The sequence below is a fragment of the Lebetimonas sp. JS032 genome (genome assembly GCF_000523315.1).
Classification (GTDB): domain Bacteria; phylum Campylobacterota; class Campylobacteria; order Campylobacterales; family Nautiliaceae; genus Lebetimonas.
Genome location: NZ_ATHS01000001.1, coordinates 1,481,887 through 1,504,602 on the forward strand (window position 1 = coordinate 1,481,887; position 22,716 = coordinate 1,504,602).

Annotated in this window: 23 protein-coding genes and 2 pseudogenes; 22 read left to right on the forward strand and 3 right to left on the reverse strand. The window is 33.6% G+C overall.

Annotated features, from left to right (window positions below):
- The 9 genes and pseudogenes from DZ65_RS0108255 (at nucleotide 1) to DZ65_RS0108295 (ending at nucleotide 7,044) form a co-directional block, all read left to right on the forward strand.
- Entirely contained in the window at nucleotides 1–1,002 is a 1,002-nt protein-coding gene (locus tag DZ65_RS0108255) for a virulence RhuM family protein (RefSeq protein WP_024791539.1), read from the forward strand.
- A 1-nt stretch (nucleotide 1,003) separates the two neighbouring features.
- Nucleotides 1,004–2,344, forward strand: a pseudogene (locus DZ65_RS10150) (N-6 DNA methylase); the annotation flags it as partial.
- A 61-nt stretch (nucleotides 2,345–2,405) separates the two neighbouring features.
- Nucleotides 2,406–2,558, forward strand: a pseudogene (locus tag DZ65_RS0108265) (restriction endonuclease subunit S); the annotation flags it as partial.
- Nucleotides 2,559–2,670: 112 nt separating this feature from the next.
- Nucleotides 2,671–2,994: a restriction endonuclease subunit S gene (locus DZ65_RS11550; RefSeq protein ID WP_369792334.1), complete on the forward strand. Its 324-nt coding sequence runs from the start codon at nucleotides 2,671–2,673 to the stop codon at nucleotides 2,992–2,994.
- Nucleotides 2,949–3,716 (forward strand): restriction endonuclease subunit S, encoded by a 768-nt coding sequence (locus DZ65_RS10155; protein WP_024791542.1) that lies wholly within the window; start codon nucleotides 2,949–2,951, stop codon nucleotides 3,714–3,716. The genes DZ65_RS11550 and DZ65_RS10155 overlap by 46 nt, the downstream gene beginning before the upstream one ends.
- Nucleotides 3,713–4,207 (forward strand): AAA family ATPase, encoded by a 495-nt coding sequence (locus tag DZ65_RS11360; protein ID WP_024791543.1) that lies wholly within the window; start codon nucleotides 3,713–3,715, stop codon nucleotides 4,205–4,207. Before DZ65_RS10155 ends, DZ65_RS11360 begins: the two co-directional genes overlap by 4 nt.
- Nucleotides 4,194–4,517, forward strand: coding sequence for an AAA family ATPase (locus DZ65_RS11365; protein WP_024791544.1), 324 nt, complete (start codon nucleotides 4,194–4,196; stop codon nucleotides 4,515–4,517). Before DZ65_RS11360 ends, DZ65_RS11365 begins: the two co-directional genes overlap by 14 nt.
- Nucleotides 4,518–4,554: 37 nt before the next feature.
- Complete coding sequence (locus DZ65_RS0108290) at nucleotides 4,555–5,064, forward strand: AAA family ATPase (protein WP_024791545.1); 510 nt, start codon at nucleotides 4,555–4,557, stop codon at nucleotides 5,062–5,064.
- A gap of 189 nt (nucleotides 5,065–5,253) precedes the next feature.
- Nucleotides 5,254–7,044 carry a DUF262 domain-containing protein gene (locus DZ65_RS0108295; RefSeq protein ID WP_024791546.1) on the forward strand — a complete coding sequence of 597 codons (1,791 nt, stop codon included), beginning with the start codon at nucleotides 5,254–5,256 and terminating at the stop codon, nucleotides 7,042–7,044.
- 26 nt (nucleotides 7,045–7,070) lie between these two features.
- Here DZ65_RS0108295 and clpX read toward each other — a convergent pair whose 3' ends face one another.
- The 3 genes from clpX to DZ65_RS0108310 are packed head-to-tail and all read right to left on the reverse strand — an operon-like array spanning nucleotide 7,071 to nucleotide 9,636.
- Complete coding sequence (gene clpX, locus DZ65_RS0108300) at nucleotides 7,071–8,282, reverse strand: ATP-dependent Clp protease ATP-binding subunit ClpX (RefSeq protein ID WP_024791547.1); 1,212 nt, start codon at nucleotides 8,280–8,282, stop codon at nucleotides 7,071–7,073.
- 11 nt (nucleotides 8,283–8,293) lie between these two features.
- Nucleotides 8,294–9,136, reverse strand: coding sequence for an SIR2 family protein (locus DZ65_RS0108305; RefSeq protein ID WP_024791548.1), 843 nt, complete (start codon nucleotides 9,134–9,136; stop codon nucleotides 8,294–8,296).
- The gene (locus tag DZ65_RS0108310; protein ID WP_024791549.1) at nucleotides 9,133–9,636 is read right to left on the reverse strand and encodes a hypothetical protein; all 504 of its coding nucleotides are present in this window, start codon (nucleotides 9,634–9,636) and stop codon (nucleotides 9,133–9,135) included. The genes DZ65_RS0108305 and DZ65_RS0108310 overlap by 4 nt, the downstream gene beginning before the upstream one ends.
- 93 nt (nucleotides 9,637–9,729) lie before the next feature.
- Here DZ65_RS0108310 and nifB point away from each other — a divergent pair, with 93 nt between their 5' ends.
- The 13 genes from nifB (at nucleotide 9,730) to DZ65_RS0108375 (ending at nucleotide 22,707) form a co-directional block, all read left to right on the forward strand.
- Nucleotides 9,730–11,139, forward strand: coding sequence for a nitrogenase cofactor biosynthesis protein NifB (gene nifB / locus DZ65_RS0108315; RefSeq protein ID WP_024788170.1), 1,410 nt, complete (start codon nucleotides 9,730–9,732; stop codon nucleotides 11,137–11,139).
- Nucleotides 11,136–12,248 (forward strand): homocitrate synthase, encoded by a 1,113-nt coding sequence (gene nifV / locus DZ65_RS0108320; RefSeq protein ID WP_035908241.1) that lies wholly within the window; start codon nucleotides 11,136–11,138, stop codon nucleotides 12,246–12,248. The genes nifB and nifV overlap by 4 nt, the downstream gene beginning before the upstream one ends.
- Entirely contained in the window at nucleotides 12,239–13,054 is an 816-nt protein-coding gene (locus DZ65_RS0108325; protein ID WP_024791551.1) for a GNAT family N-acetyltransferase, read from the forward strand. The genes nifV and DZ65_RS0108325 overlap by 10 nt, the downstream gene beginning before the upstream one ends.
- A gap of 12 nt (nucleotides 13,055–13,066) precedes the next feature.
- Nucleotides 13,067–13,255, forward strand: coding sequence for a CCE_0567 family metalloprotein (locus DZ65_RS0108330; RefSeq protein ID WP_024788173.1), 189 nt, complete (start codon nucleotides 13,067–13,069; stop codon nucleotides 13,253–13,255).
- 10 nt (nucleotides 13,256–13,265) lie between these two features.
- Nucleotides 13,266–13,532 carry a hypothetical protein gene (locus DZ65_RS0108335; protein WP_024788174.1) on the forward strand — a complete coding sequence of 89 codons (267 nt, stop codon included), beginning with the start codon at nucleotides 13,266–13,268 and terminating at the stop codon, nucleotides 13,530–13,532.
- 1 nt (nucleotide 13,533) lies between these two features.
- Complete coding sequence (locus DZ65_RS0108340) at nucleotides 13,534–15,033, forward strand: GNAT family N-acetyltransferase (RefSeq protein WP_024791552.1); 1,500 nt, start codon at nucleotides 13,534–13,536, stop codon at nucleotides 15,031–15,033.
- Between the two features lie 131 nt (nucleotides 15,034–15,164).
- On the forward strand, nucleotides 15,165–16,076 hold the full coding sequence (gene nifH, locus DZ65_RS0108345) for a nitrogenase iron protein (protein ID WP_024791553.1): 912 nt from the start codon (nucleotides 15,165–15,167) through the stop codon (nucleotides 16,074–16,076).
- Nucleotides 16,077–16,095: 19 nt separating this feature from the next.
- A complete protein-coding gene (locus DZ65_RS0108350) occupies nucleotides 16,096–16,476 on the forward strand; it encodes a hypothetical protein (protein ID WP_024788177.1) in 381 nt (126 codons plus the stop codon).
- Nucleotides 16,477–16,490: 14 nt separating this feature from the next.
- Nucleotides 16,491–17,975, forward strand: coding sequence for a nitrogenase molybdenum-iron protein alpha chain (gene nifD / locus DZ65_RS0108355; RefSeq protein ID WP_024791554.1), 1,485 nt, complete (start codon nucleotides 16,491–16,493; stop codon nucleotides 17,973–17,975).
- Nucleotides 17,963–19,510 (forward strand): nitrogenase molybdenum-iron protein subunit beta, encoded by a 1,548-nt coding sequence (gene nifK, locus DZ65_RS0108360; protein ID WP_024791555.1) that lies wholly within the window; start codon nucleotides 17,963–17,965, stop codon nucleotides 19,508–19,510. Before nifD ends, nifK begins: the two co-directional genes overlap by 13 nt.
- A 110-nt stretch (nucleotides 19,511–19,620) precedes the next feature.
- A complete protein-coding gene (nifE, locus tag DZ65_RS0108365) occupies nucleotides 19,621–20,979 on the forward strand; it encodes a nitrogenase iron-molybdenum cofactor biosynthesis protein NifE (RefSeq protein ID WP_024788179.1) in 1,359 nt (452 codons plus the stop codon).
- Nucleotides 20,976–22,259 (forward strand): nitrogenase iron-molybdenum cofactor biosynthesis protein NifN, encoded by a 1,284-nt coding sequence (gene nifN, locus DZ65_RS0108370; protein WP_024788180.1) that lies wholly within the window; start codon nucleotides 20,976–20,978, stop codon nucleotides 22,257–22,259. The genes nifE and nifN overlap by 4 nt, the downstream gene beginning before the upstream one ends.
- Nucleotides 22,252–22,707 (forward strand): NifB/NifX family molybdenum-iron cluster-binding protein, encoded by a 456-nt coding sequence (locus DZ65_RS0108375; RefSeq protein WP_024788181.1) that lies wholly within the window; start codon nucleotides 22,252–22,254, stop codon nucleotides 22,705–22,707. Before nifN ends, DZ65_RS0108375 begins: the two co-directional genes overlap by 8 nt.
- The last annotated feature ends 9 nt before the right edge of the window (nucleotides 22,708–22,716 follow it).

Sequence of the window (22,716 nt, forward strand, 5' to 3'; positions counted from 1 at the left end):
ATGAAAGAAAATCAAATCATCATATACAATACTGATGACGGCAAAGCATCTGTTTCTTTGATGGCAAAGGACGGAACAGTTTGGATGAATCAAAATCAATTGGCCGAACTTTTTGCCACCACAAAACAAAATATCAGCCTGCACATTCAAAATATTCTGAAAGAAGGAGAGTTAGACAAACTTTCAGTTGTCAAGGAATACTTGACAACTGCCACAGATGGTAAGAAATACAAAGTTACTTTCTACTCTTTGGATATGATTCTTGCCATTGGATTTAGAGTAAGAAGTAAAAGAGGAACTCAATTTAGAATTTGGGCAAATCGAAACTTAAAAGAGTATATGGTCAAAGGTTTTGTAATGGATGACGAACGCCTGAAAAATCCTGATGGCAGACCCGATTATTTTGATGAACTCTTAGAACGTATTCGTGAAATACGAGCTTCTGAAAAGAGATTTTATCAAAAAATAAGAGACCTTTTTAAGCTAAGTAGTGATTATGACAAAACTGATAAAGCTACACAAATGTTTTTTGCCGAAACACAAAATAAACTGCTTTATGCTGTAACAGGAAAAACTGCAGCCGAGATAATCGTTTCGCGTGCCAATGCCAACAAACCAAATATGGCACTTACTTCCTGGAAAGGCAATATAGTTAGAAAACGAGATATTTATATTGCTAAAAATTATTTAACAAAAGATGAGATTGACACCCTTAACAGGCTGGTTGTAATTTTTCTTGAAACAGCTGAATTAAGAGCAAAAAACAGACAAGATATTACAATAGATTTTTGGCGGGAGAATGTAGATAAGATACTGGAATTAAATGATAAACAAATTCTTAATTATAAAGGCAAAATATCAAACAAAGAAATGGAAAAATTAGTCAGTAAAATTTATGATGAATTTGATGAAAACCGGAAAAAATATGAAGCCGAATTAGCCGATAAAGAAGATTTAAAAGAAATTGAAAACCTTGAAAAACAATTAAAAAAGAGAAAGTAATATGGCAAATGTATCAGCTGTAATAAACAGCATCAGAAATATAATGAGGCAAGACAGAGGTATCTCTGGCGATGCTCAACGATTAGAACAATTAGGTTGGATGTTGTTTCTTAAAATAATGGACGACAAAGACCAAGAGCTTGAAATAATAAAAGATGATTATGAATCGGTAATTCCTGAAAAATTTCAATGGAGAAATTGGGCAAGCGACCCCGAAGGAATTACAGGCGATGAACTTTTGAATTTTATAGACAGCAATGCCCAAAACGATAAAGGACTTTTTGCAACATTACGAGAACTGACAAGCATTAAAAACCCCAAACGAGCCGCTATTGTCCGAGAAGTTTTTGAAGGCTCAAACAACTATATGAAGTCTGGCTACGAAATGCGAAAAGTTATCAATAAACTTAACGAAATTGACTTTAACAATTCGGAAGACAAACACATTTTCGGTAATATTTACGAAAGCATTTTACAGGAATTGCGAGATGCAGGAAACAAAGGCGAATATTATACACCAAGAGCCGTAACGCAACTAATGACCCAAATGACCGACCCAAAATTGGGAGAAAAAGTGCTTGACCCTGCTGCCGGAACCGGCGGATTTTTAACCGCAGCTATTGACCACATTAGAGCAAATTATGTAAAAACGGTTGATGATGAACATATTTTGCAAAAAAGCATCACAGGTTGGGAACTCAAACCCGTTGCCTATGTTTTGGGCTTAACAAATTTGATTTTGCACGAAATGGATGTGCCCGATTATGTGTATAAAGACAGTTTAAAAACAGAATACAACAGCATTGGAAGAAAAGACCAAGTGGATGTAATCCTTGCCAATCCGCCTTTTGGTGCAAGTATAGCCGATGGAGTGGAAACCAACTTTCCTAAAACTTACCGCACAAAAGAATCTGCCGACTTGTTTGTAATTTTAATGTTACAACTGTTAAAGCCCAAAGGTCGTTGTGCAATTGTTTTGCCAGATGGCTCAATTACAGGCGATGGTGTAAAGATGCGAATAAGAGAAAAACTTTTAAAAGACACCAATTTACATACAATTATCCGTTTACCGTAAAGCACCTTTTTCCCTGCTACCGTAAGCACTAATTTATTGTTTTTTGAAAAAGGAAGCCCTACAAAAGAGATTTGGTATTACGAACACCGCTTACCCAAAGGACAAAAATCTTACAGCAAAACAAAACCAATAAGATTTGATGAATTTAAACCGCTTATTGAATGGTGGAATAACCGAAAAGAAAGTGAAGTAGCTTGGAAAGTAAAAGTAGAAGATTTAAAAGATTGGGATTTGGATATTAAAAATCCAAATACAAAAGTAGAAGAAAACAATCCATTTTACAAGAAGCCATACAAGGCAAACTAACCGAAGATTGGCGAAAAAAAACCCTAATATTGAACCTGCAAGCGAACTTTTAAAACGCATAAAAGCAGAAAAAGAAAAACTCATAAAAAAGAAAAAAATCCGCAAAGAAAAACCGCTACCGCCAATCACACAAGAGGAAATCCCTTTTGAATTGCCTGATGGTTGGGTGTGGGTGATGTTCCTAATGGACGGGCTTTAAGTCGCTGTTTTTTAATTGACGTAAAGGATTAAATACTCTCTAAATCAGAGAATCGGAGGCATTATACGGTATTTACCATAAATACTTAATTAAAGTATTAGATAGAAATAAATATTATTTATCTTTCAATGATGGGAAAAAACAAACAAATCTAAAAAAATCACAAATAATGTCTTGCCCTATCCCAGTTCCCCCACTTGCCGAACAAAAAATCATAGTCCAAAGAGTAGAAAGTTTAATGCAACAATGTGATATGGTGGATAGAGGTGAAAATATTGACAATATGCCTGTTATTCATCCGCAAGCCGTTACCCAACTCAAACAATCCATTTTACAAGAAGCCATACAAGGCAAACTAACCGAAGATTGGCGAAAAAAAACCCTAATATTGAACCTGCAAGCGAACTTTTAAAACGCATAAAAGCAGAAAAAGAAAAACTCATAAAAAAGAAAAAAATCCGCAAAGAAAAACCGCTACCGCCAATCACACAAGAGGAAATCCCTTTTGAATTGCCTGATGGTTGGGTGTGGTGTTATATAAGTGAATTAGCAGAATTATACACTGGTAACAGTATAAATAAATCAGAAAAAGAAGCTAAATATACAAAACAACAAAAAGGGTTAATTTATATTGGGACAAAAGATGTAGAATTTAATATGAGAGGAATAAACTATAATACTGGTGTTATTATTCCTACAAAAGAATTAGAAAAATTCAAAATTGCACCTAAAAATACAGTATTGATTTGTATTGAGGGTGGTAGTTCTGGTAAAAAAATAGGTATAACAACACAAGATATTTGTTTTGGTAATAAACTTTTGGTTGCAAATACATACATAAATGAACTTTCAAAATATTTATATTATTTGTATAAATCACCACATTTTAAATCTGAATTTGACAAACAAAGAAAAGGGTTAAGAGGAGGTGTATCTGTAAATTCATTTAAAAATATTAAAATTCCCCTTCCCCCACTTGCCGAACAAAAAATCATAGTCCAAAGAGTAGAAAGTTTAATGCAAAAAGTATCGACAATGGAAGAAGAGATACAAAAAAGCGAACAAAATGCAGAAATGTTGATGCAGGCGGTGTTAAAAGAGGCAGTTGAGGGTAAAAAAGAAGTCGAAGAATGATAACTAAAATCAAATTACATAAAACAGCATCTTATGCAGATGTAGTTGAAATTGAACCCAAAGCAATTAATTATTTTTTTGGTAGCAATTATCCACACTGTAATTTAGAATGGGCAACTTCACCAATAGATGTTTTTATATACAACAAACAGTTTGTTCAAGACAGTTTTTCGCAAAGTAACGCAATTAAAGGAATTTTTACATTAGGTAAAGATGCAACTGGTATTCAGAAATTTATAGAAGAAGCAAATGCTAAAATTGGAGATTTTAAAAATAAAATCGAAGGTTTAAATAAGTCTATTGAAACACAAGAAGAAAAATTATCAAAAAAGAGAGATGATGGGGCTTTAAAAAAGAAATATGAAGCATATTTTAAACCTGCATTTAAGGGCTTTATGGGGAGTGCAAAGGATTTTTTTAATAAATGTATTTCTGAACAAAAAAACAGCTCTGATTTACTTGACGAAAAAGAAATTATTGAAAATACATAAACTTGATAATAGCGACTGGGTAAAAGACGGTGTTAATTATTTACAACAAACTGAAAATATTTGTCCTTTCTGCCAACAATCAATTAGTAAAGATTTGCGTGAACAAATCGAATCATTTTTTGATGAAACTTATGAAAATAAAAAGAAAGAGTTAGCCGTGATAGGTAGAGATATTCCTATTCTTGATTTTAAGGAGCTAAAAGCTAAAATCGAACTACTAAAAAACACTTATAAAAACAATTTAAGTGAATTAGAAAAAGATAATAATAGCACTTTTGAAAATATTAAAACCGAAAAAAATTTGTTATAATATAAGATTTGGCGATTTATTGTAAAAGAAATAGCTATTGATAAAAGGGAGAAATGATACACTAAAATTAACCAAAGAAGAAAAAGGCAAACTTGAAATTAACAAGATTTTAAAGCTATTTGGTTTTACAAATTTTATGCTTGAAGAGGCAGATGAAAAAGGATTTTACAAAGTTGTTAGAGAAAACGGAAGCGAAGTAAATGGAACTTTAAGCGAAGGAGAATCAACTTTTTTAGATGTAAAAAACGGAACTAATGGAATAAAACAGATTTTCATACTTACGCACAATGTTTACTTCTTCAAAGAAGTTACTTTTAAAGGTGGTGGAAATAATAAATGGGAATTATTGTGGCGTCAATTAGATGATATTGAAAAAATAAATACGGCAACGATTTTCAATACATTACGCAGAATTTTAGAATACTACTTCAATATTTTAGGAGATGATTTAGTTGTAGATGCGGAACCTGAAAATGTAGAAAAATACTTGAAAGTTTTTGAGTTAATATTTGAAAAAATGGGACATAAAAGTAATGCCAACGCATAAAGCCATACACATTGCCAAGTCGCACGAAGCCGACCGCACAAACCAAAACTTGGCAATAAGTATGGCTTTGCCAACGCAGAGAAAGATGCTGACAAAATTATTGGTAAACTAAAAATATAGGTTTAAAATCCCACATTATGAATAGCCAAAGCGGGTATTAAAAAGCAATAAACATAAAGGAAATACCATATGAGCTCACAAAAATATACAGTAAATCAGCCGTTAATCGAAACCCTGATATCTTGGGTAAAATCAGGAGAAATAGCAATTCCCGAAATTCAAAGGCCTTTTGTATGGAGTTCTACGAAAGTCAGAGATTTGATGGACAGTTTGTATCAAGGTTATCCAATCGGATATATCATTGCTTGGAGAAACCCAAACATTAAACTCAAAGACGGAAGTTTATCAGAAGGAAAAAAAATATTAATCGATGGTCAACAGAGGATTACCGCTTTAACCGCAGCAATTATCGGACAACAAGTTATAAATAAAGACTATAAAAAAATAAGAATTCAAATAGCATTTAATCCGCTTGAAGAAAAATTTGAGACTTTAACACCTGCTATTGCAAAAGACAAAAAATGGGTAGATGATATTTCAACTGTTTTTAACGGTAATTTATTCGATATAGTTGGAAACTATTTAGAGAAAAATCCTGATGCGGATAAATTAAAAATTCAGACAGTTTTTCAGGATTTGATAAATATTCCCAAAAAACAGATTGGGCTTATAGAATTAAGCGGACATCTCGATATTGAAAAGGTAACAGAAATCTTTATCCGAATTAATAGTCAGGGTGTTGAATTAAGTCAGGCAGATTTTGTTATGTCAAAAATTGCAGCAAATGAAGAATATGGCGGTAATCTTTTGCGAAAAGCAATAGATTATTTTAGCCATTTAGCGATTGCTCCTGAATTTTATTCTCATATTGCTGAAAATGACACTGAATTTTCTAAAACTGAATATTTTCAAAAAATTAGCTGGTTAAAAAATGAAAATGAAGACTTATATGATCCAACCTACAAAGATATTTTAAGAGTTGCATTTACATTCAAATTCAACAGAGGAAAATTAAGTGATTTAGTAAGTTTACTCTCAGGTAGGAATTTTGAAACAAGAGAATTTGAAGAAGAAATTGCCAAACAATCATATAATAATTTAATTATTGGAGTAAAGAACTTTATTAACGAAACAAATTTTAAAAGATTTTTAATGATTATAAAATCCGCAGGTTTTGTTGATAATAGATTGATTAGATCTGTAAATGCGATGAATTTCGCCTATATACTTTACTTAAAATTAAAAGAACAAAACTACAATTCTGCTTTGATTGAAAAATATGTAAAAAAATGGTTTGTCCTTACTTTACTGACCGGGCGATATTCCGGTTCCCCTGAAAGCAGATTTGATTTTGACATAAAAAATATTTCTCAAAAAAATTTCGGCGATTATTTAAAAGAAATTGAGGACGCTCAGTTGTCAGATGCTTTTTGGAATGCAGAATTAATTCAAAGATTAAATACTTCAAGTTCTACAAGTCCTGTATTTAACGTTTTTCTTGCTTCTCAATGCTATTTTAATAATAAAGGTTTTTTATCGAAAGATATTACCGTAAAAAACTTGATTGAACAAAGAGGTGATGTTCACCATATTTTTCCAAGAGACTTATTGAAAAAGAAAGGTCTGACAAGAGGACAGTACAATCAAATTGCTAATTATGTTTATATTCAAAGCGAAATCAATATTAAAATTGGAAATAAACCGATTGAGAAATATTTACACGAGATAAAAGAACAATGCAATGGAGGGGAATTAAAATATGGTGGAATAGTAGAATATTCCTCAATTGAAGATAATTTTAAACAAAATGCAATTCCTGTGGGTATTTTTGAAATGAAAATGGAAGACTATCAAAAATTTTTAATAGAAAGAAGGAAATTAATGTCTGAAAAAATAAGAGACTATTACAAAATAATATAGATAATATATTTTCAACTTTCAAGTATTTAATTCAATTGTTCGCTCTTTTTAAATTCATAAACAGGCTCTTTTTTACTGCCTAAAATAAAATCTTTTGTAATAATACATTTTTGTAAGTTTTCTGTTGTAGGTGCGTAATATAAAACAGGAAGCATTATTTCTTCAATAATTCCCCTAAGCCCTCTTGCACCGGTTCCTGTGGAGATCGATTTTTCGGCAATTAAATCAATTGCATCATCTTCAAAAACAAGCTCTATTCCGTCCATGTCAAAAAACGCCCGGTATTGTTTTATTATAGCATTTTTAGGTTCTGTAAGTATCTTAACCATCTGCTCTTTTGTAAGTTCGTTAAGCTGTGCAATAACTGGAATCCTTCCTATAAATTCAGGTATCATTCCGTAATTAATCAAATCTTTTTGTTTTATTTTAAGGTTTTTGTTTTGATTTTCATCATCTTTTACAATAAATCCCATTTTTGTTTCTTTTTTTTTGTTTTTTTCAGGTACTAAATCCACAAATGCCCCGCCGCATATAAATAAAATATGGGATGTGTTTATTAAAACAGTGTCGGAATTGCTTTTTTTATTACCTTTTACAGGCACATACACATCAGAGCCTTCCAGTATTTTTAAAAGTCCCTGCTGCACTCCTTCTCCTGAAACATCCCTTCCTATGGCGGCACTTTCACTTTTTTTTGCAAGTTTGTCTATTTCGTCAATATATATGATGCCTTTTTGTGCAAGTTCAACATTGTAATTTGCCGCAACCAAAAGCCTTGATAATATACTTTCAACATCTTCCCCCACATATCCGGCTTCTGTTAAAGAAGTCGCATCCGCAATGGCAAACGGAACATTTAAAATTTTTGCAAGTGTTTTTGCAAGAAGCGTTTTTCCGCTGCCTGTCGGGCCTATCAGCATAATATTGCTTTTTTCGAGTTCTATGTCATTATATACAGGGTTTTCAATTCTTTTGTAATGGTTATACAGGGCAACTGCCAGTATTTTTTTGGCTTTTTCCTGTCCAATTATATATTTGTCAAGATGTCCCACAATTTTTTCTGGTTTTAACAGTTTAAATGCGGAACTGTTCTTTTTTTTAAGGTAGTTTTCTTTTTGAAGTATTTTAGAACATGTTTTTACACATTCGCTGCAAATTGTTGACTTTTCAGTGGAAAACATTTTTTCCACTTCGCTCTGTTTTCTTCCGCAAAACGAACATATTTTTTCGTTATCCATATTAAACCTTTTTACAGTGATGTTTTTATAAAATATTTGTTAAATTCTTCCAGAGATATCGGAATATGTGTTAAATTATGTCTTTTTAAAAATTTTTCCTCTTTTTTACTAAGAGGGGGTTCTTTTACATAATATCCTCCATCTAAATCCAAAGTCAGTTCATTTGCCACCATCCTTTCTGTGTCTTTTGAAAAATCAGCACCTAAAAAGAGATATTTTTTGCCTTTTCTGTATTTTTTTAAAAAAGCGGGAACCGCAAATCCGCCCATGGCTTCTGTAATCCAATCTACATAATCCGCATCTGAAATAATAAAACTAGGCTTTGGAAGAGTCGAACCCATAGGTTTAAAAAGAATTTTTTGTGCGTTTTTCAGCTCTTCATCATCGGTTTTTATATACTGTTTTGTTTGTATATCAAATTTGTAAATTTCATATCTGTAATCATTATCCAAAATTCTTGCTTTTCCTACAATAAGTATATGTTCAACATCCAAAAGCAGTTCCTGAAATTTAGAATCCCTGTTGGTATCAATAATGTATTTAGGATTTAAATTTACAATTTCTTTGTGTATTTCCGTAGGCTCAAACGGTTTGGAATATATCCAGTTTGTCAGCTGTTGGATATATTCATAACCTCTTCTTTGTTCCAAATGCATAGCTGCTCTTGAAAATTCATACATTAGTCTCGGGCTCATTGCTCTGCCGTTATTCATCATTAAAATAAGTGAATCGGAATCATAAGGCATCTGCTCGCCCTCTTTTGTTTTAACATTTTTAAAAATTCCTATACCCAAATAAGGAACTGTTTTATTTTCTTTAATCTCTTTTTTTATGTTTTTAATTAATTCTTTCATATTCCACATCCTTTATTGTTATAAATCTCTTTTGAAGAGATTATTTTTCTTTTTAGTTTTTCTAAATTAAATTTTTGATAAACATCATCAGGATACTCATCATAATATATTGCCCCGTCTTTTGATATTAAAATGAGCGCTTTTGTAATAGTTTCCTTATCTTCCATTTTAATTGTTAAACCGTAAATGTCTGAGAATTCATTATCTTTATCAAACAGGACAATAATGTTTTCAAACGAAGGTAAATTTGTTTCTTCCGGTAAAACCAGATATATATGTATTTTCAAATCTTGTAAAAATTTGTCAGTTTCCATAATTTCACGCATTAATTTTTCGTCAATAAAAGGCATGGTTATTATAAGCTGAGTATCTTTACATTTTTGCGGAAATTCAACCGGGATTGAATTTTTATCATATAAAGTTACCGTTTCTGCCTTGTATCCTATATCAAGCGGTATATCTTCCAAATAATAAAATTTATTTTTATATTTTATTTTCAAAACTGCTCCTTTTTTTATGTATATGCAATATTTATTCTATTGTTTAGAACATATATTGCATATAGATAAAAAGTTTTAAATAAGGAGAAAAAAATGAATTCAACAAACAAAAATTTTTTACCGGAAGATATAAAGGAAAAAATAAACAACCATCCGTGTTACTGTGAAGATGCTCATCATCATTATGCCCGTATTCATGCGGCTGTGGCTCCTGCATGTAATATTCAGTGCAATTACTGCAACAGAAAATACGACTGTTCTAATGAAAGCCGCCCCGGTGTTACAAGTGAGAGAATGACTCCCGAAGAAGCGATAAAAAAAGTACTTTATGTGGGGGGAGAGGTTCAGCGTCTGAGTGTTTTGGGTATTGCAGGCCCGGGTGACGCCCTTGCAAATCCGAAAAACACATTTGAAACTTTCAGGCTGGTCAGGGAAAAAACGCCTGATCTTAAACTCTGCCTTTCAACAAACGGGCTGGCTCTTCCTGATTATGTGGATGAACTTGTAAAATACGGGGTTGATCATGTCACCGTTACAATAAACAGTGTTGATGAAACAGGGGAAATAGGTTCAAAAATATATTCCTGGGTTTATTACGACCATAAAAGACATTTTGGTAAAGATGCGGCAAAAATTCTGCTTCAAAGACAGCTTGAGGGTATTAAAAAATGTGTGGAAAAGGGTATTTTAATTAAAGCCAATTCCGTTTTAATTCCGGGAATAAACGATAAGCATCTTCCTGAAGTTGCAAAAAAATTAAAAGAAATGGGGGTGTTTTTACACAATATTATGCCTCTTATTTCAGAGCCTGAATACGGAACCAAATTCGGCTTAGAGGGAGTTCCAAGCGCTACACCGCAACAGGTTATGGAAGTTCAGGAAGCCTGCGGTGTGGATGTAAGGCTTATGAAACACTGCAGACAGTGCAGGGCCGATGCCGTGGGTCTTATAGGAGAAGACAGGGGGGCTGAATTTACAAAAGATGTATTTGTAAATAAAAGTTTTGAAGAGCTTGAAAAACATTACAACATTAAAGCAAGAAAAGAAGCGCAAAACAAGATAGAAGAATTTAGAAAAATCCTTGAAAAGGCAAATGAAAGAGCAAGGGAACTTGAAGAAAATCTAAGCTCAGAGAATAAAACCATTTTAGTTGCCGTTACAACCGCAGGTGAGGGAATGATTAACCAGCACTTCGGCTCAGCAAAAGAATTTTTAATTTATAAAGCAGGAGACAGGGGTGTTATGTTTGTTCAACACAGAAAAATAAACAGTGCGTATGCCCAGAGTGTAGGTTCGGAAGATAATATAAAAGAAATTTCAGATGTATTAAAAGACTGTAAGCTGCTTTTAACGGCAAAAATAGGAGAGACTCCGAAAAATGAATTATTAAATGAGGGAATTTCAGTAGATGATTCTTATGCGTTTGAGCCGATAGAAATTTCTGTTTTAAACGCAGCAAGAAAATATTTTAACTTGCCTGAAAAAAAGGAGGTTAGATTATGATTATAAACGACACAACCCTAAGAGACGGAGAGCAGGCCCCTTATGTGGCTTTTAACACAAAAGAAAAAATAGCAATTGCCAAAATGCTTGTGGAGTGTGGTGCAGACGAGCTTGAAATAGGAATTCCGGCTATGGGGGAAGATGAAAAAAGAGATATAAAAACACTGCTTTCTTTAGAACTTGATGTGCGTATGATGACATGGAACAGAGCCGTAATGAAAGATTTGGAAGCCTCACTTGAGTGCGGTGTGAAAGCTGTTGATTTGTCTGTTCCGGTTTCAGACGTACTGATAGATGTTAAATTTAAAGGGAATAAAAATAAAATATTAAACAATCTTGAAAAAACAATTACAGAGGCAAAAAAAGAGGGTCTTTTTGTATGTATAGGGGCTGAGGATTCTTCAAGGGGCAATATGAATTTTATTGTTGAAATTATGAAATTAGGCCGTGAACTCGGAGCCGACAGGTTTAGATTCTGCGATACGGTTGGAATACTTACCCCTTTAAAAACATATGAAATTATTAAAAAGCTGACGTCATTAAATCTTTTGCCTATAGAAATGCACACACATAATGATTTTGGACTTGCAAACGCAAATGCACTAAGCGGTATTGAAGCGGGGGCTCTCAGTTTAAACACAACGGTTATAGGTTTGGGCGAAAGGGCGGGAAATGCTTCGTTTGAACAGGTTTTGATGTCTTTAAAATATTTATACAGCAAAGATGTTGAAATAAAACCGAAATTAATAAAAAAACTTACATTTTTTGTAAGCAGGGCCGCAAATATTACAATACCTCCAAACGCCCCAATAATCGGTAAAAGGCTTTTTGCGCATGAAAGCGGCATACATGCTGATGGTATGATAAAAAACAAAAGAGCCTACGAGCCTTTTGAAGCCGAGGAAGTAGGGGCAAAAAGAGAGTTTCCAATAGGTAAACATTCAGGCTCTTCCACGCTTATGTATCATTTAAAAGCTGCGGGGATAGAGGCTAAAAAAGAGGTTTTAAGAAACCTGGTCCCTAAAATCAGAAAAATAGTAACAAAAAGAAAAAAAGTTCTAAACAGAGCCGAACTTATTAATTATTACAGGAAATATGCGTGTTTATAAGATGGCTTAAATTAACAGATACACCCGAAATAATCTCAATTGCAAAAGAGATGGACATTGAGGTGGACACTTATCATATAAAACTTATACTTACGCATTTTCCGCATTTGTGTTTTGGAATATATAAAGAAAATATGTTAGCGGGCGTAATTCTGACGGTGGAATATGAAAAAAATATTCAGATTAAATATTTTATGGTCAAAAATAATTTTCAGAAAAAAAATTTAGGAAAAAGACTTTTAAAAACGCTGATGGAAATAGCAAAAATGTATAATAAAAATGTTTATTTAATTTTTCCTGAAAAATATCAACTGTTTTTTGAAAATTTCGGTTTTAAAAAAACAGTTGATATAAATAAATGGATAAACAGAGGAAATGTCCCACCTTTTTATTTTTCAAACAAAGAAGCCAAGGAACTTGAATCTTATGATTTTGAAAACAAAGTCCAAATATTAGATTATGAAACATTTAATGAAGAGAGGACATTTTATTTGTTTGAAGAAATGCAAAGGAACAGCTCATTAAAATTTGCACTTCCAGACAGTTTTCAGCATTCTTGCTCTATTACTTCAAAAGATGTTTTTTTAGGACCCTGGATATCAAAGGATGAATATGAAGCGGAAAAAATGATAAAAGGTGTTTTATTTTTCAGGGGGTTAAAAAGAGTAATATCATACAGCCCGGATATTAAAAATATTAACAAACTTTTCAAAAAATACAATTTTGAAAAAACAGAAAAACTGGTTTTTTTAAGCTATGGGGATTGTGAAATAAATTTTAACAATATTTATTCGTTTTCATTTTAAAAGGAGGAAAAAATGGACAAAAAAGAACTAAAAAAAGAACTTGGAAAAAGAAAAAGAAAAGCTGTTGAGCTGGCCGGTCAGATTCATGACATTGTGGAAGATACATTGTGGGTGGATTATAACAAGCTGCCAGAACTCTCAAAAAAAATAGTAGAAGCAGTGGAGGAAGTGGAAAGATTTAAAAAAGAAACCGGACTTTAAAGAGGGGAAAATGAGAACAAAAGAAGAAATTTTACAAATGGAAATATGTGAATGCGGTCAGAAAACTGTAAAACAGGCTATTGAAATTTTTGAGAATACTTCTTTACCTTTTAAAAAGGCAAAAAAATTGGTAACTGAATGCAACAGATGCTGCTGCAGAGAACCTTTAAAAAGATTGTATGATATGCAAAAATTCGGTAAATATGATTTTAAAGAGATAGAAATGCTGATAGAAAAAAGGTGGGAGAGAATAAGAAAACTGGCTGAAGGAGATTAAAATGGATATTAACGGATGGAGTGAACTTAAAAAATGGCTTATTAAACATAAGGCTTTAGGTGAAAATATTGACAATCCTTTATATATTACAAGGTTGAACCTTAGCTCTAAAGAGATAAAAGAACTTCCAGGTTCTATTGAACTGCTTGAAAATCTTGTTACGCTGGATTTAAGTGACAATTTTTTAGAAGCGCTGCCTGAGAGTATTAAAAATTTAAAAAAACTGATAAATTTAAATATATCCAAGAATAATTTTAAAGTTTTGCCTGAAGTTTTGGGTGAATTGAATTTAAAATCGTTAAACGCAAGCGGCAATTTGATAGAAAATGTCGATGTGCTGCAAAAATGTCAGAGTTTAAGGGTTTTAAATCTGAGTTTAAACAGAATAAATGAAATTAATTCACTTGCATTTGATAACAATTTAAGGGTAGTTAATATTTCAAATAACTTTATAAAAGAAATTTCTTCAATTTGTAAATCCCTTTGCAATGTGGAAAGACTTGATATCTCTTCAAATTTAATAAAGGAAATTCCGGATGAAGTGTCATATCTTGTTTCTTTAAATGTTTTAAACGCCCAGGATAATCAAATAAATAAAATTTCTAAAAACTTATACAAACTTCCTGTTGAAGAGCTTGATTTAAGCGGCAATCAGATTTCTGAATTAAAACTTAAAGAAATGGAAGATCTTGAATACCTGATTATTGATAACAATCCTGTACAAAAAATTTATTTAAGAGATGATTTTGCCCCTTATTTGGAAAGCTTTTCCGCCGACGGGTGCGGGCTAAAAGAATTTTTAATGTTTAAATCAGGTGAAATTAAAAATTTGTGCTACAGCTCAAATGAACTTACCGAATTGCCAGAAGAGATAATTAATTATTCAAAGCTTGAAGAATTGTATATTGATGATAACAATATAAAAGATTTACCCGAAAACCTTGCCAATCTTAACAATTTGAAAATATTGTATGTCGAGGGGAACCCTTTAAACGCCCATGCTTTAAAAGTAATAGATATTTTACATCCAAAAATATGTGATATCAAAACAAAAAAAGGAATTGTAATTGAAGAGGCAAAAGAAACAGACCTTCCTGAGATGGCGCATTTAATAGGGGAGCTGTTTTCAATAGAGAAAGATTTTGAAATAGATTTCACTAAACAGTTAACAGGTATAACAAAACTGTATAAACAAAAAGGTAATGTTTTGTTGGTCGCCAGGGATAATGACAAGGTGGTGGGTATGGTTACAATGCAGCGCCTCATTTCAAGTGCGGAAGGTGATTATATAGGGCATGTTGAGGATTTGATTGTAAAAGAAAATTACAGAAATATGGGGATTGGAAGCAGGCTTTTAAATAAAATACGTTCCATTTCCCAACAGCTTGGATATAAAAGAATTCAGCTTGCAGCTGACATAGACAATGAAAATGCCCATATGTTCTACACAAGAAGAGGCTTTTATCAAACGTATCTTAAAGTTTTCCACTACAAAGCGTAAACATTTTTACAAATTTGTTTCTCTTTTGTTTCTTTTTGTCAATATTTTGTATTTTTTTCCGGTTTTTTAACAAAAAAAGATGGAATGCATTATGCACTATAAAAAATGAAAATAAAAATTAAGGAGATAAAATGGCTGAATTAAGACAAATTGCCTTTTACGGAAAAGGCGGAATCGGTAAATCTACTACTTCTCAAAATGCATTGGCTTCTATGGCTTATTATTTTGGAAAAAATATAATGATAGTCGGTTGTGACCCTAAAGCGGATTCTACAAGACTTATTTTACACGAAAAAGCTCAGGACACTATTTTACATCTTGCTGCTGAAGCTGGAACAGTTGAAGATTTGGAACTTGAAGATGTGTTAAAACACGGAGCCGGAATTTTTAGTCCGGATACTAAGGGAGGATGGATTAACTGTGCGGAATCCGGAGGGCCTGAACCTGGTGTCGGTTGTGCGGGAAGAGGTGTTATTACAGCGATTAACTTTCTTGAAGAAGAGGGTGCTTATGAAGAGGACGGTTTGGATTTCGTATCTTACGATGTTTTAGGGGACGTTGTTTGCGGCGGTTTTGCTATGCCTATTCGTGAAGGTAAAGCACAGGAAATTTATATTGTTATGTCAGGTGAAATGATGGCCATGTATGCGGCTAACAACATTTCAAAAGGTATTTTGAAATATGCAAACACAGGTGGAGTCAGACTTGCGGGGCTTATTTGTAATGCAAGAATGACAGACAGGGAATATGATTTGGCAAATGCACTTGCTAAAGAATTAGGGACTCAAATGATTCATTTTGTTCCAAGAAACAATATAGTCCAACATGCAGAACTCAGAAGAATGACAGTTGTTGAATATTCTCCTACATCTGATCAGGCTTTGGAATACAAAGAACTTGCAAGAAAAATTATAGAAAATGATTTTAAAGTTATTCCTACACCGCTTGAAATGGATGATTTGGAAGATTTATTAATGGAATTCGGTCTTGAAGAGGATGTTTTGGAAGATGAAGTTGGTAAATCAGCCGAGCCGGTATTATAAAAAATAAAAAGGAGAGAAAATGTTTATAATAGGTTTAAAATTTCCAGCAGATATGGGAAACAATATTCCGGATGAAGAAGTAATAAAAAAACTGGATGCATTTATTGAATCAATTGGCGGAATAGATGACATTAATGCAATTGAACTTGAAATGGGCCCAAGAGGCGGAGATGTGGAAAAAATTGTTTACTGCAATAAAGACACGTTTCTTTTCAAGGCACTGGCAGCTTATTTGAAAGATGACAAATATATTGAAAAAGACGGAGAAAAATATCTGATTTTTACAAACAGGTATCAGATGAGTGAAATTTCAAAAAGGGTTGACAGTGACGATGAAACTATGGATTTATGCAAAAAATTTGATTCTATGGAGCATTTCAGAGTAAAAAAAGCGTCTTAATTTAAGGAGAAAATATGTCAGAAAAAACATTGAAAGAATTACAGGAAGAAGCAATAAAAGAAGTATTGAGTGTTTATCCTAAAAAAGCGGCAAAAAACCGCTCAAGACATTTAGGTGTTGCTACTCCGGAAGATGAAAGCCAAAAAACGGCGGGAAATGTAAGAAGCAACAAAAAAACGGTTCCTGGTGTTATGAGCCAAAGAGGATGTGCATATGCCGGAAGTAAAGGTGTTGTATGGGGTCCTGTAAAAGATATGATTCATATTTCACACGGACCTATCGGATGCGGTCAATACTCCCGTGCGGGAAGAAGAAACTATTATATAGGAACAACCGGGGTTGATACTTTTGGAACAATGAACTTTAGTTCTGATTTTCAGGAAAAAGACATCGTTTTCGGCGGTGATAAAAAACTTGCTAAATGTTTTGAAGAAATTGATGAGCTTTTTCCTCTCAACAGGGGTATTACCGTTCAATCAGAATGTCCAATTGGTTTAATTGGTGATGATATACAGGCAACATCAAAAACTTATTCTAAAAAAACAGGAAAAGTAATCGTTCCTACAAGCTGCGAAGGGTTTAGGGGTGTTTCTCAGTCTTTGGGGCATCATATTGCAAATGACGTAATAAGAGATTATGTAGTTGATCCTAATGTCCCGACTTACGGTAAAGAAATAGAGCCAGGCCCTTATGATATAGCAATTCTCGGGGATTACAACATAGGAGGCGACGGCTGGACAAGCAGAATTTTACTTGAAGAGATGGGTCTGAGGGTTGTTTCACAATGGACCGGGGATGCAACTTTGAAAGAGATGCATCAATCATCAAAAGTAAAACTTGTTCTTGTGCACTGTTATCGTTCTATGAATTATATCGCAAGGCATATAGAAAGGGAATACGGCGTTCCATGGGCTGAGTTTAATATGTTCGGACCGACCAACATAGCAAAATCCCTTAGAAAAATAGCATCTTTTTTTGATGAAAAAATTCAGGAAAATGCTGAAAAGGTAATTGCAAAATATCAACCGATGGTTGATGCTGTAATAGAAAAATACAGACCGAGACTTGAGGGTAAAAAAGTAATGCTTTTTGTGGGCGGTCTCAGACCAAGACACATTATCGGGGCTTATGAAGACCTTGGAATGGAAGTTATAGGGACAGGTTATGAATTTGCTCATGATGACGATTATGAAAGAACAAAAGAAGATATCAGTAATTCCACTATTATTTACGACGATGTAAATGAGTATGAATTTGAAGCTTTTGTTAAAAAATTACATCCTGACCTTGTAGGTTCCGGTATTAAAGAAAAATATGTATTCCAAAAAATGGGGCTTCCATATAGACAAATGCACTCATGGGATTACAGCGGTCCTTATCACGGATATGACGGTTTTGCAATTTTTGCAGCAAATATGGACCTTGCTATTAATTCGCCTGTTTGGAAAATAGATGATGCGCCGTGGGAAAGTAAAGGAGAAGAAAAATGCAAAATGTAGAAAATATAGTAGACGGACAAAAACTGTTTTTAAAACCTGAATATCAGGAACTTTTTAAAAATAAAAAAAATTTTGAAAGCGCAGCCGGGGCAACCGACCCTGAAAAGGTAAAAGAAGTTGCAGAATGGACAAAAACCTGGGAATACAGAGAAAAAAACTTTGCAAGGGAAGCCATTACAATCAATCCGGCAAAAGCATGTCAGCCGTTAGGGGCTGTAATGGCGGCACTCGGATTTGAAAAAACCATGCCTTATGTGCATGGAAGCCACGGGTGTGTTGCGTATTTCAGGTCTTATTTTACAAGACATTTTAAAGAACCGACTCCTTGTGTGAGTGATTCCATGACAGAAGATGCGGCGGTTTTCGGAGGTCTAAGTAATATGAAAGAAGGGCTTAAAAACTGCTGTGCACTTTATAAACCGGATATGATAGCTGTTTCAACAACATGTATGGCTGAAGTTATAGGTGATGATTTAGGTGCGTTTATTACTACAGCCATTGAAGAAGACAAAGGAGAGTTCATTCCTGAAGGTATGCCTATTCCTTATGCACACACACCTTCATTTGTAGGAAGCCATATTACCGGATATGACAATATGATGCACGGTATTTTAGGCCAGCTTACAGAAGGAAATGTTGATAAAACAAACAAAAAAGAGAGAATTAATATAATTCCCGGGTTTGAGCCTTATGTCGGAAGCATAAGGGAAATTAAGAAAATTCTTGATGAATTCGGTTATGATTATATTATTTTAGGAGACCATTCCGACCAGTTTGATTCACCTGCCGGTAAATATAAAATGTTTGTAGGCGGAACTAAACTTGAAGATGCAAAAGACTGTGGAAATTCAAAAGCCACAATTTCATTGCAGAAATATGCAACCAAAAAAACAATGAAACTTCCAAAAAGATGGAAACAGGAAAGAGTTTTTGCAAATCCTATAGGACTTAAGGGCACTGATGATTTTATAATGAAAATATCTGAACTTACAGGTAAAGAGGTTCCCGAATCTTTGAAACTTCAAAGAGGAAGACTTGTGGATGCAATGCAGGACAGTTATCCGTATATGCACGGTAAAAAATTTGCCATTTGGGGCGATCCTGACTTTTTACTCGGAGTTGTAAGCTTTTTACTTGAAATGGGTGCAGAACCTACACATGTATTATGTAATAACGCTCCTAAAGGATGGGAAGAAGAGATGAGAACGCTGCTTGACACTTCTCCTGCAAAAGATGATTTACATGTATGGGCAGGAAAAGATTTATGGCATATGAGAAGTCTTCTTTTCACAGAACCAGTTGATTTTATGATTGGTAACTCTTACGGAAAAGAGCTTTACAGGGATACTGGAATTCCACTAATCAGAATAGGATTTCCTATATTCGACAGACATCATTTGCACAGATATTCAATAAGCGGATATGAGGGTGCCCTTAATCTGTTAACATGGATAGCAAACGGTGTTCTTGATAGGTTAGATGAAGAAACAAAAGACATAGCAACAACCGATTACTTCTTCGATTTAATAAGATAATCTTCCCTTTTTCGGGAATCCTTCCAATTTTTTTGTTCTTTTTATAATTTTTCTTTTATAAATTCCCCAATTTAGAATAAAAAATGCATATCCTTTTAAAAGGAGCTGATATGGTTGGAAGAAAAAAAATAAAAGAATTATTAAATGAGAGTGCCTGCGAGCATTCAAAAAATAAAAAACAAGGCTGTAATATAGTTAAACCCGGTCTTGGAGCGGGAGGATGCGCTTTTGAAGGTGCGCAGATTTCTCTTTTTCCGTTTGCTGATGCGGTGCATCTGGTTCACGGCCCCCAAACATGCCTCGGCGCTTCGTGGGAAACAAGACAGACTCCGAGCTCATATAAAAAAGCGAATTTTACATATATGGGTTTTACCACAGGTATTACAACAAACGACATAATTTTCGGAGGTGATAAAAGGCTTGATGAATCCATTGAATATATTATGAAAAAATATTCTCCCGAGGCCATTTTTGTATACCAGACCTGTGTAACCGCTCTTATAGGTGATAATATAGATTCAGTTTGTAAAACAAAAAGTGAAAAATTTAATATTCCAATAGTGCCTGTGCATGCACCGGGTTTTGTCGGAAGTAAAAATCTCGGTTCAAGACTTGCCGGTGAAGATGTGTTGGAATATCTTATAGGCACAAAAGAGCCTGAATATACCACCCCTTATGATATTAATATAATAGGAAATTATAATGTTACTGGTGATTTGTGGCAAATTACCCCTGTGTTGGAAAAGATAGGTATCAGGGTTTTAAGCACATTAAGCGGAGATGGGAGAATTGAAAAAATAAAAACAGCCCACAGGGCAAAACTGAACGTAATAAACTGTTCAAAATCTTTAATAACGCTTTGCAGGAAAATGAAAGAAAAATATGATATTCCCTGGATATCCGCCTCATTTTACGGAAAAAGTGAAACATCTGCTTCCATTATTAAGATAGCCAAAGCTTTGGGAGATTCTGAACTTGTTGAAAAAGCTATTGAAGTAACAAAAAACGAAGAAGCTAAAATCGATAAAAAGCTAAAACCGTATATTGAAAAATTCAGAGGAAAAAAAGCTGTTTTAAATACAGGAGGTGAAAAAGCATGGTCTATAGCTTCAGCTCTGAAGGATTTGGGAATTAAAGTTATAGCCACTTCTGTTGCAAAATCTGTTGAAAGTGATATAAAAAAAGCAAAAGAAATTTTGGGAGAAGATATTATTTTAATGAAATCCCCGGCGTCTGAGCAGATAAAAATAGTGGAAGAATATGGCGCTGACATTCTTTTAGGCGGGGGAAGAAGTTTGTATACCGCTTTTAAAAAAGGAATACCTTATATTAATGTAAATCAGGAAAAAAAGAAAATTTACGGAGGATACGGGGGACTTCTAAATTTAGCAAAAGATTTGGACAATGTTTTGGATAATCCGGTATTTAAAAATTACTCAAAAAAAGCACCTTGGGAGGTTGAATTATGAATACAGTAAAAAAACCGCTTCAGGTAAATCCTATAAAACATTCCCAGCCTATGGGTGCTGCTCTGGCATTTATGGGGGTTAAAAACTGCCTTCCTTTAATGCACGGTTCTAAAGGATGTGCTTCATTTACAAAAGTTTTTCTGACAAGTCATTATAATGAACCAATTGCTATGTACAACACTTCCGTAATAGATATTACCGCTGTTCTTGAGGGCGGATATGAAACAATATTAAAAGCTGTGGAAAATATAATCAATAAATATAAATTTAAGCCCGATTTAATAGGCCTTCATACAACAGGGCTTACGGAAACAAAAGGAGATGATGTAAAAAGTGTTAAAAATTTTATAGACATACCTTACTGTTACGTAAACACGCCCGATTTTGAAGGCGGTATGGAAAGCGGATGGGCATTGGCCACAAAATCTTTAATAGAACAGTTTACAGAGGTGAAAGAAGAGATTAATTATAAAAAGATGTTGCTTTTGCCAAATGTATCCCTGCAGCCTGTTGAAATTGAAAAAATAAAAAGTTTTTGCGAAAGTTTCGGTTTTGAAACATATGCCCTTCCGGATATTTCCACCTCGCTTGACGGATGTTTAAGAGAAGGACAGGGGAAACTCGGAAACGGAGACATTACTTTAGATGATATTAAAAATTTAGCAGATTCGGCTTATGTCGTTACAATAGGGGAATCAATGAAAATCGCTGCAGATGCTCTTTTAGAAAAAAATCCAAAAATTAAACATAAACATTTCAACAGTTTAACAGGGTTAAATGCAACTGACAATTTTGTGGCATTTCTTATGAATATCTCTCAAAAAGAACCGTCTGAACATATAAAAAAATGGAGAGGCAGGCTTTTAGACGCTATGCTTGATACCCATTTTGTAATAAGCGATAACAAATTTGTCATTACAGGTGAACCTGATATGTGCTATGGAATAAGCGAACTGCTTTACAGTGTAGGGGCTAAAATAAAGGCTGTAATAGCAACTACCCCATCAAATGTGTTAAAAGATATTAAAGCGGAGAATGCTTTGGTGGGTGATTTGGAAGATGCTGAAAGTTTTTTAAATGAGTGTGATATGTTAATCAGTAATTTCCACGGGGAACGGATATTGCACTCTTTAGGAAGTAATGCAAAATTAATTGTAAGAGGTTTTCCAAATTATGAAGAATTTGGAAATCAGTTAAAAAATGACCAGCTTTATGAAGGCGGGGCATATTTTTTATTTGAAGTTGCGAACATACTGAATAAGGAGCTTTCACATGGCTAAAACTGTAAAAATAGACGTAATCTCAGAAGGAGATGAAAAAAATGTATTAAAAGTTGCCTTTGCAACGGATGATATAAAAAAAGTTAATCAAAATTTTTCAAGAGCAAAAAAATTTATTGTTTACGATATTACAAAAGAGGGATATACAACAAGCGGAATTATTGAAACAGATACTTCCAATCTGCCTGAGGGGGAAAAAACGGAATATAAAATTTCGGCTTTAAAAGGCGTAAATATAATGTATTGCAAAAGCATTATAGGCGGTGATGCCGCAAAAGTTATCTCTTCTGGCATTACCCCGGTAAAAGTTAAATATACAGACGATATTGAAGAACTGTTAAATCAGTTTGTATATATGTTAAACAATAATCCCCCGCCTTGGATTAAAAAAATTATGCATTTTGAAACTGAAAAAGACCCGAGACTTGATTTTTGGAAATATGAATAAAAGGGTAAT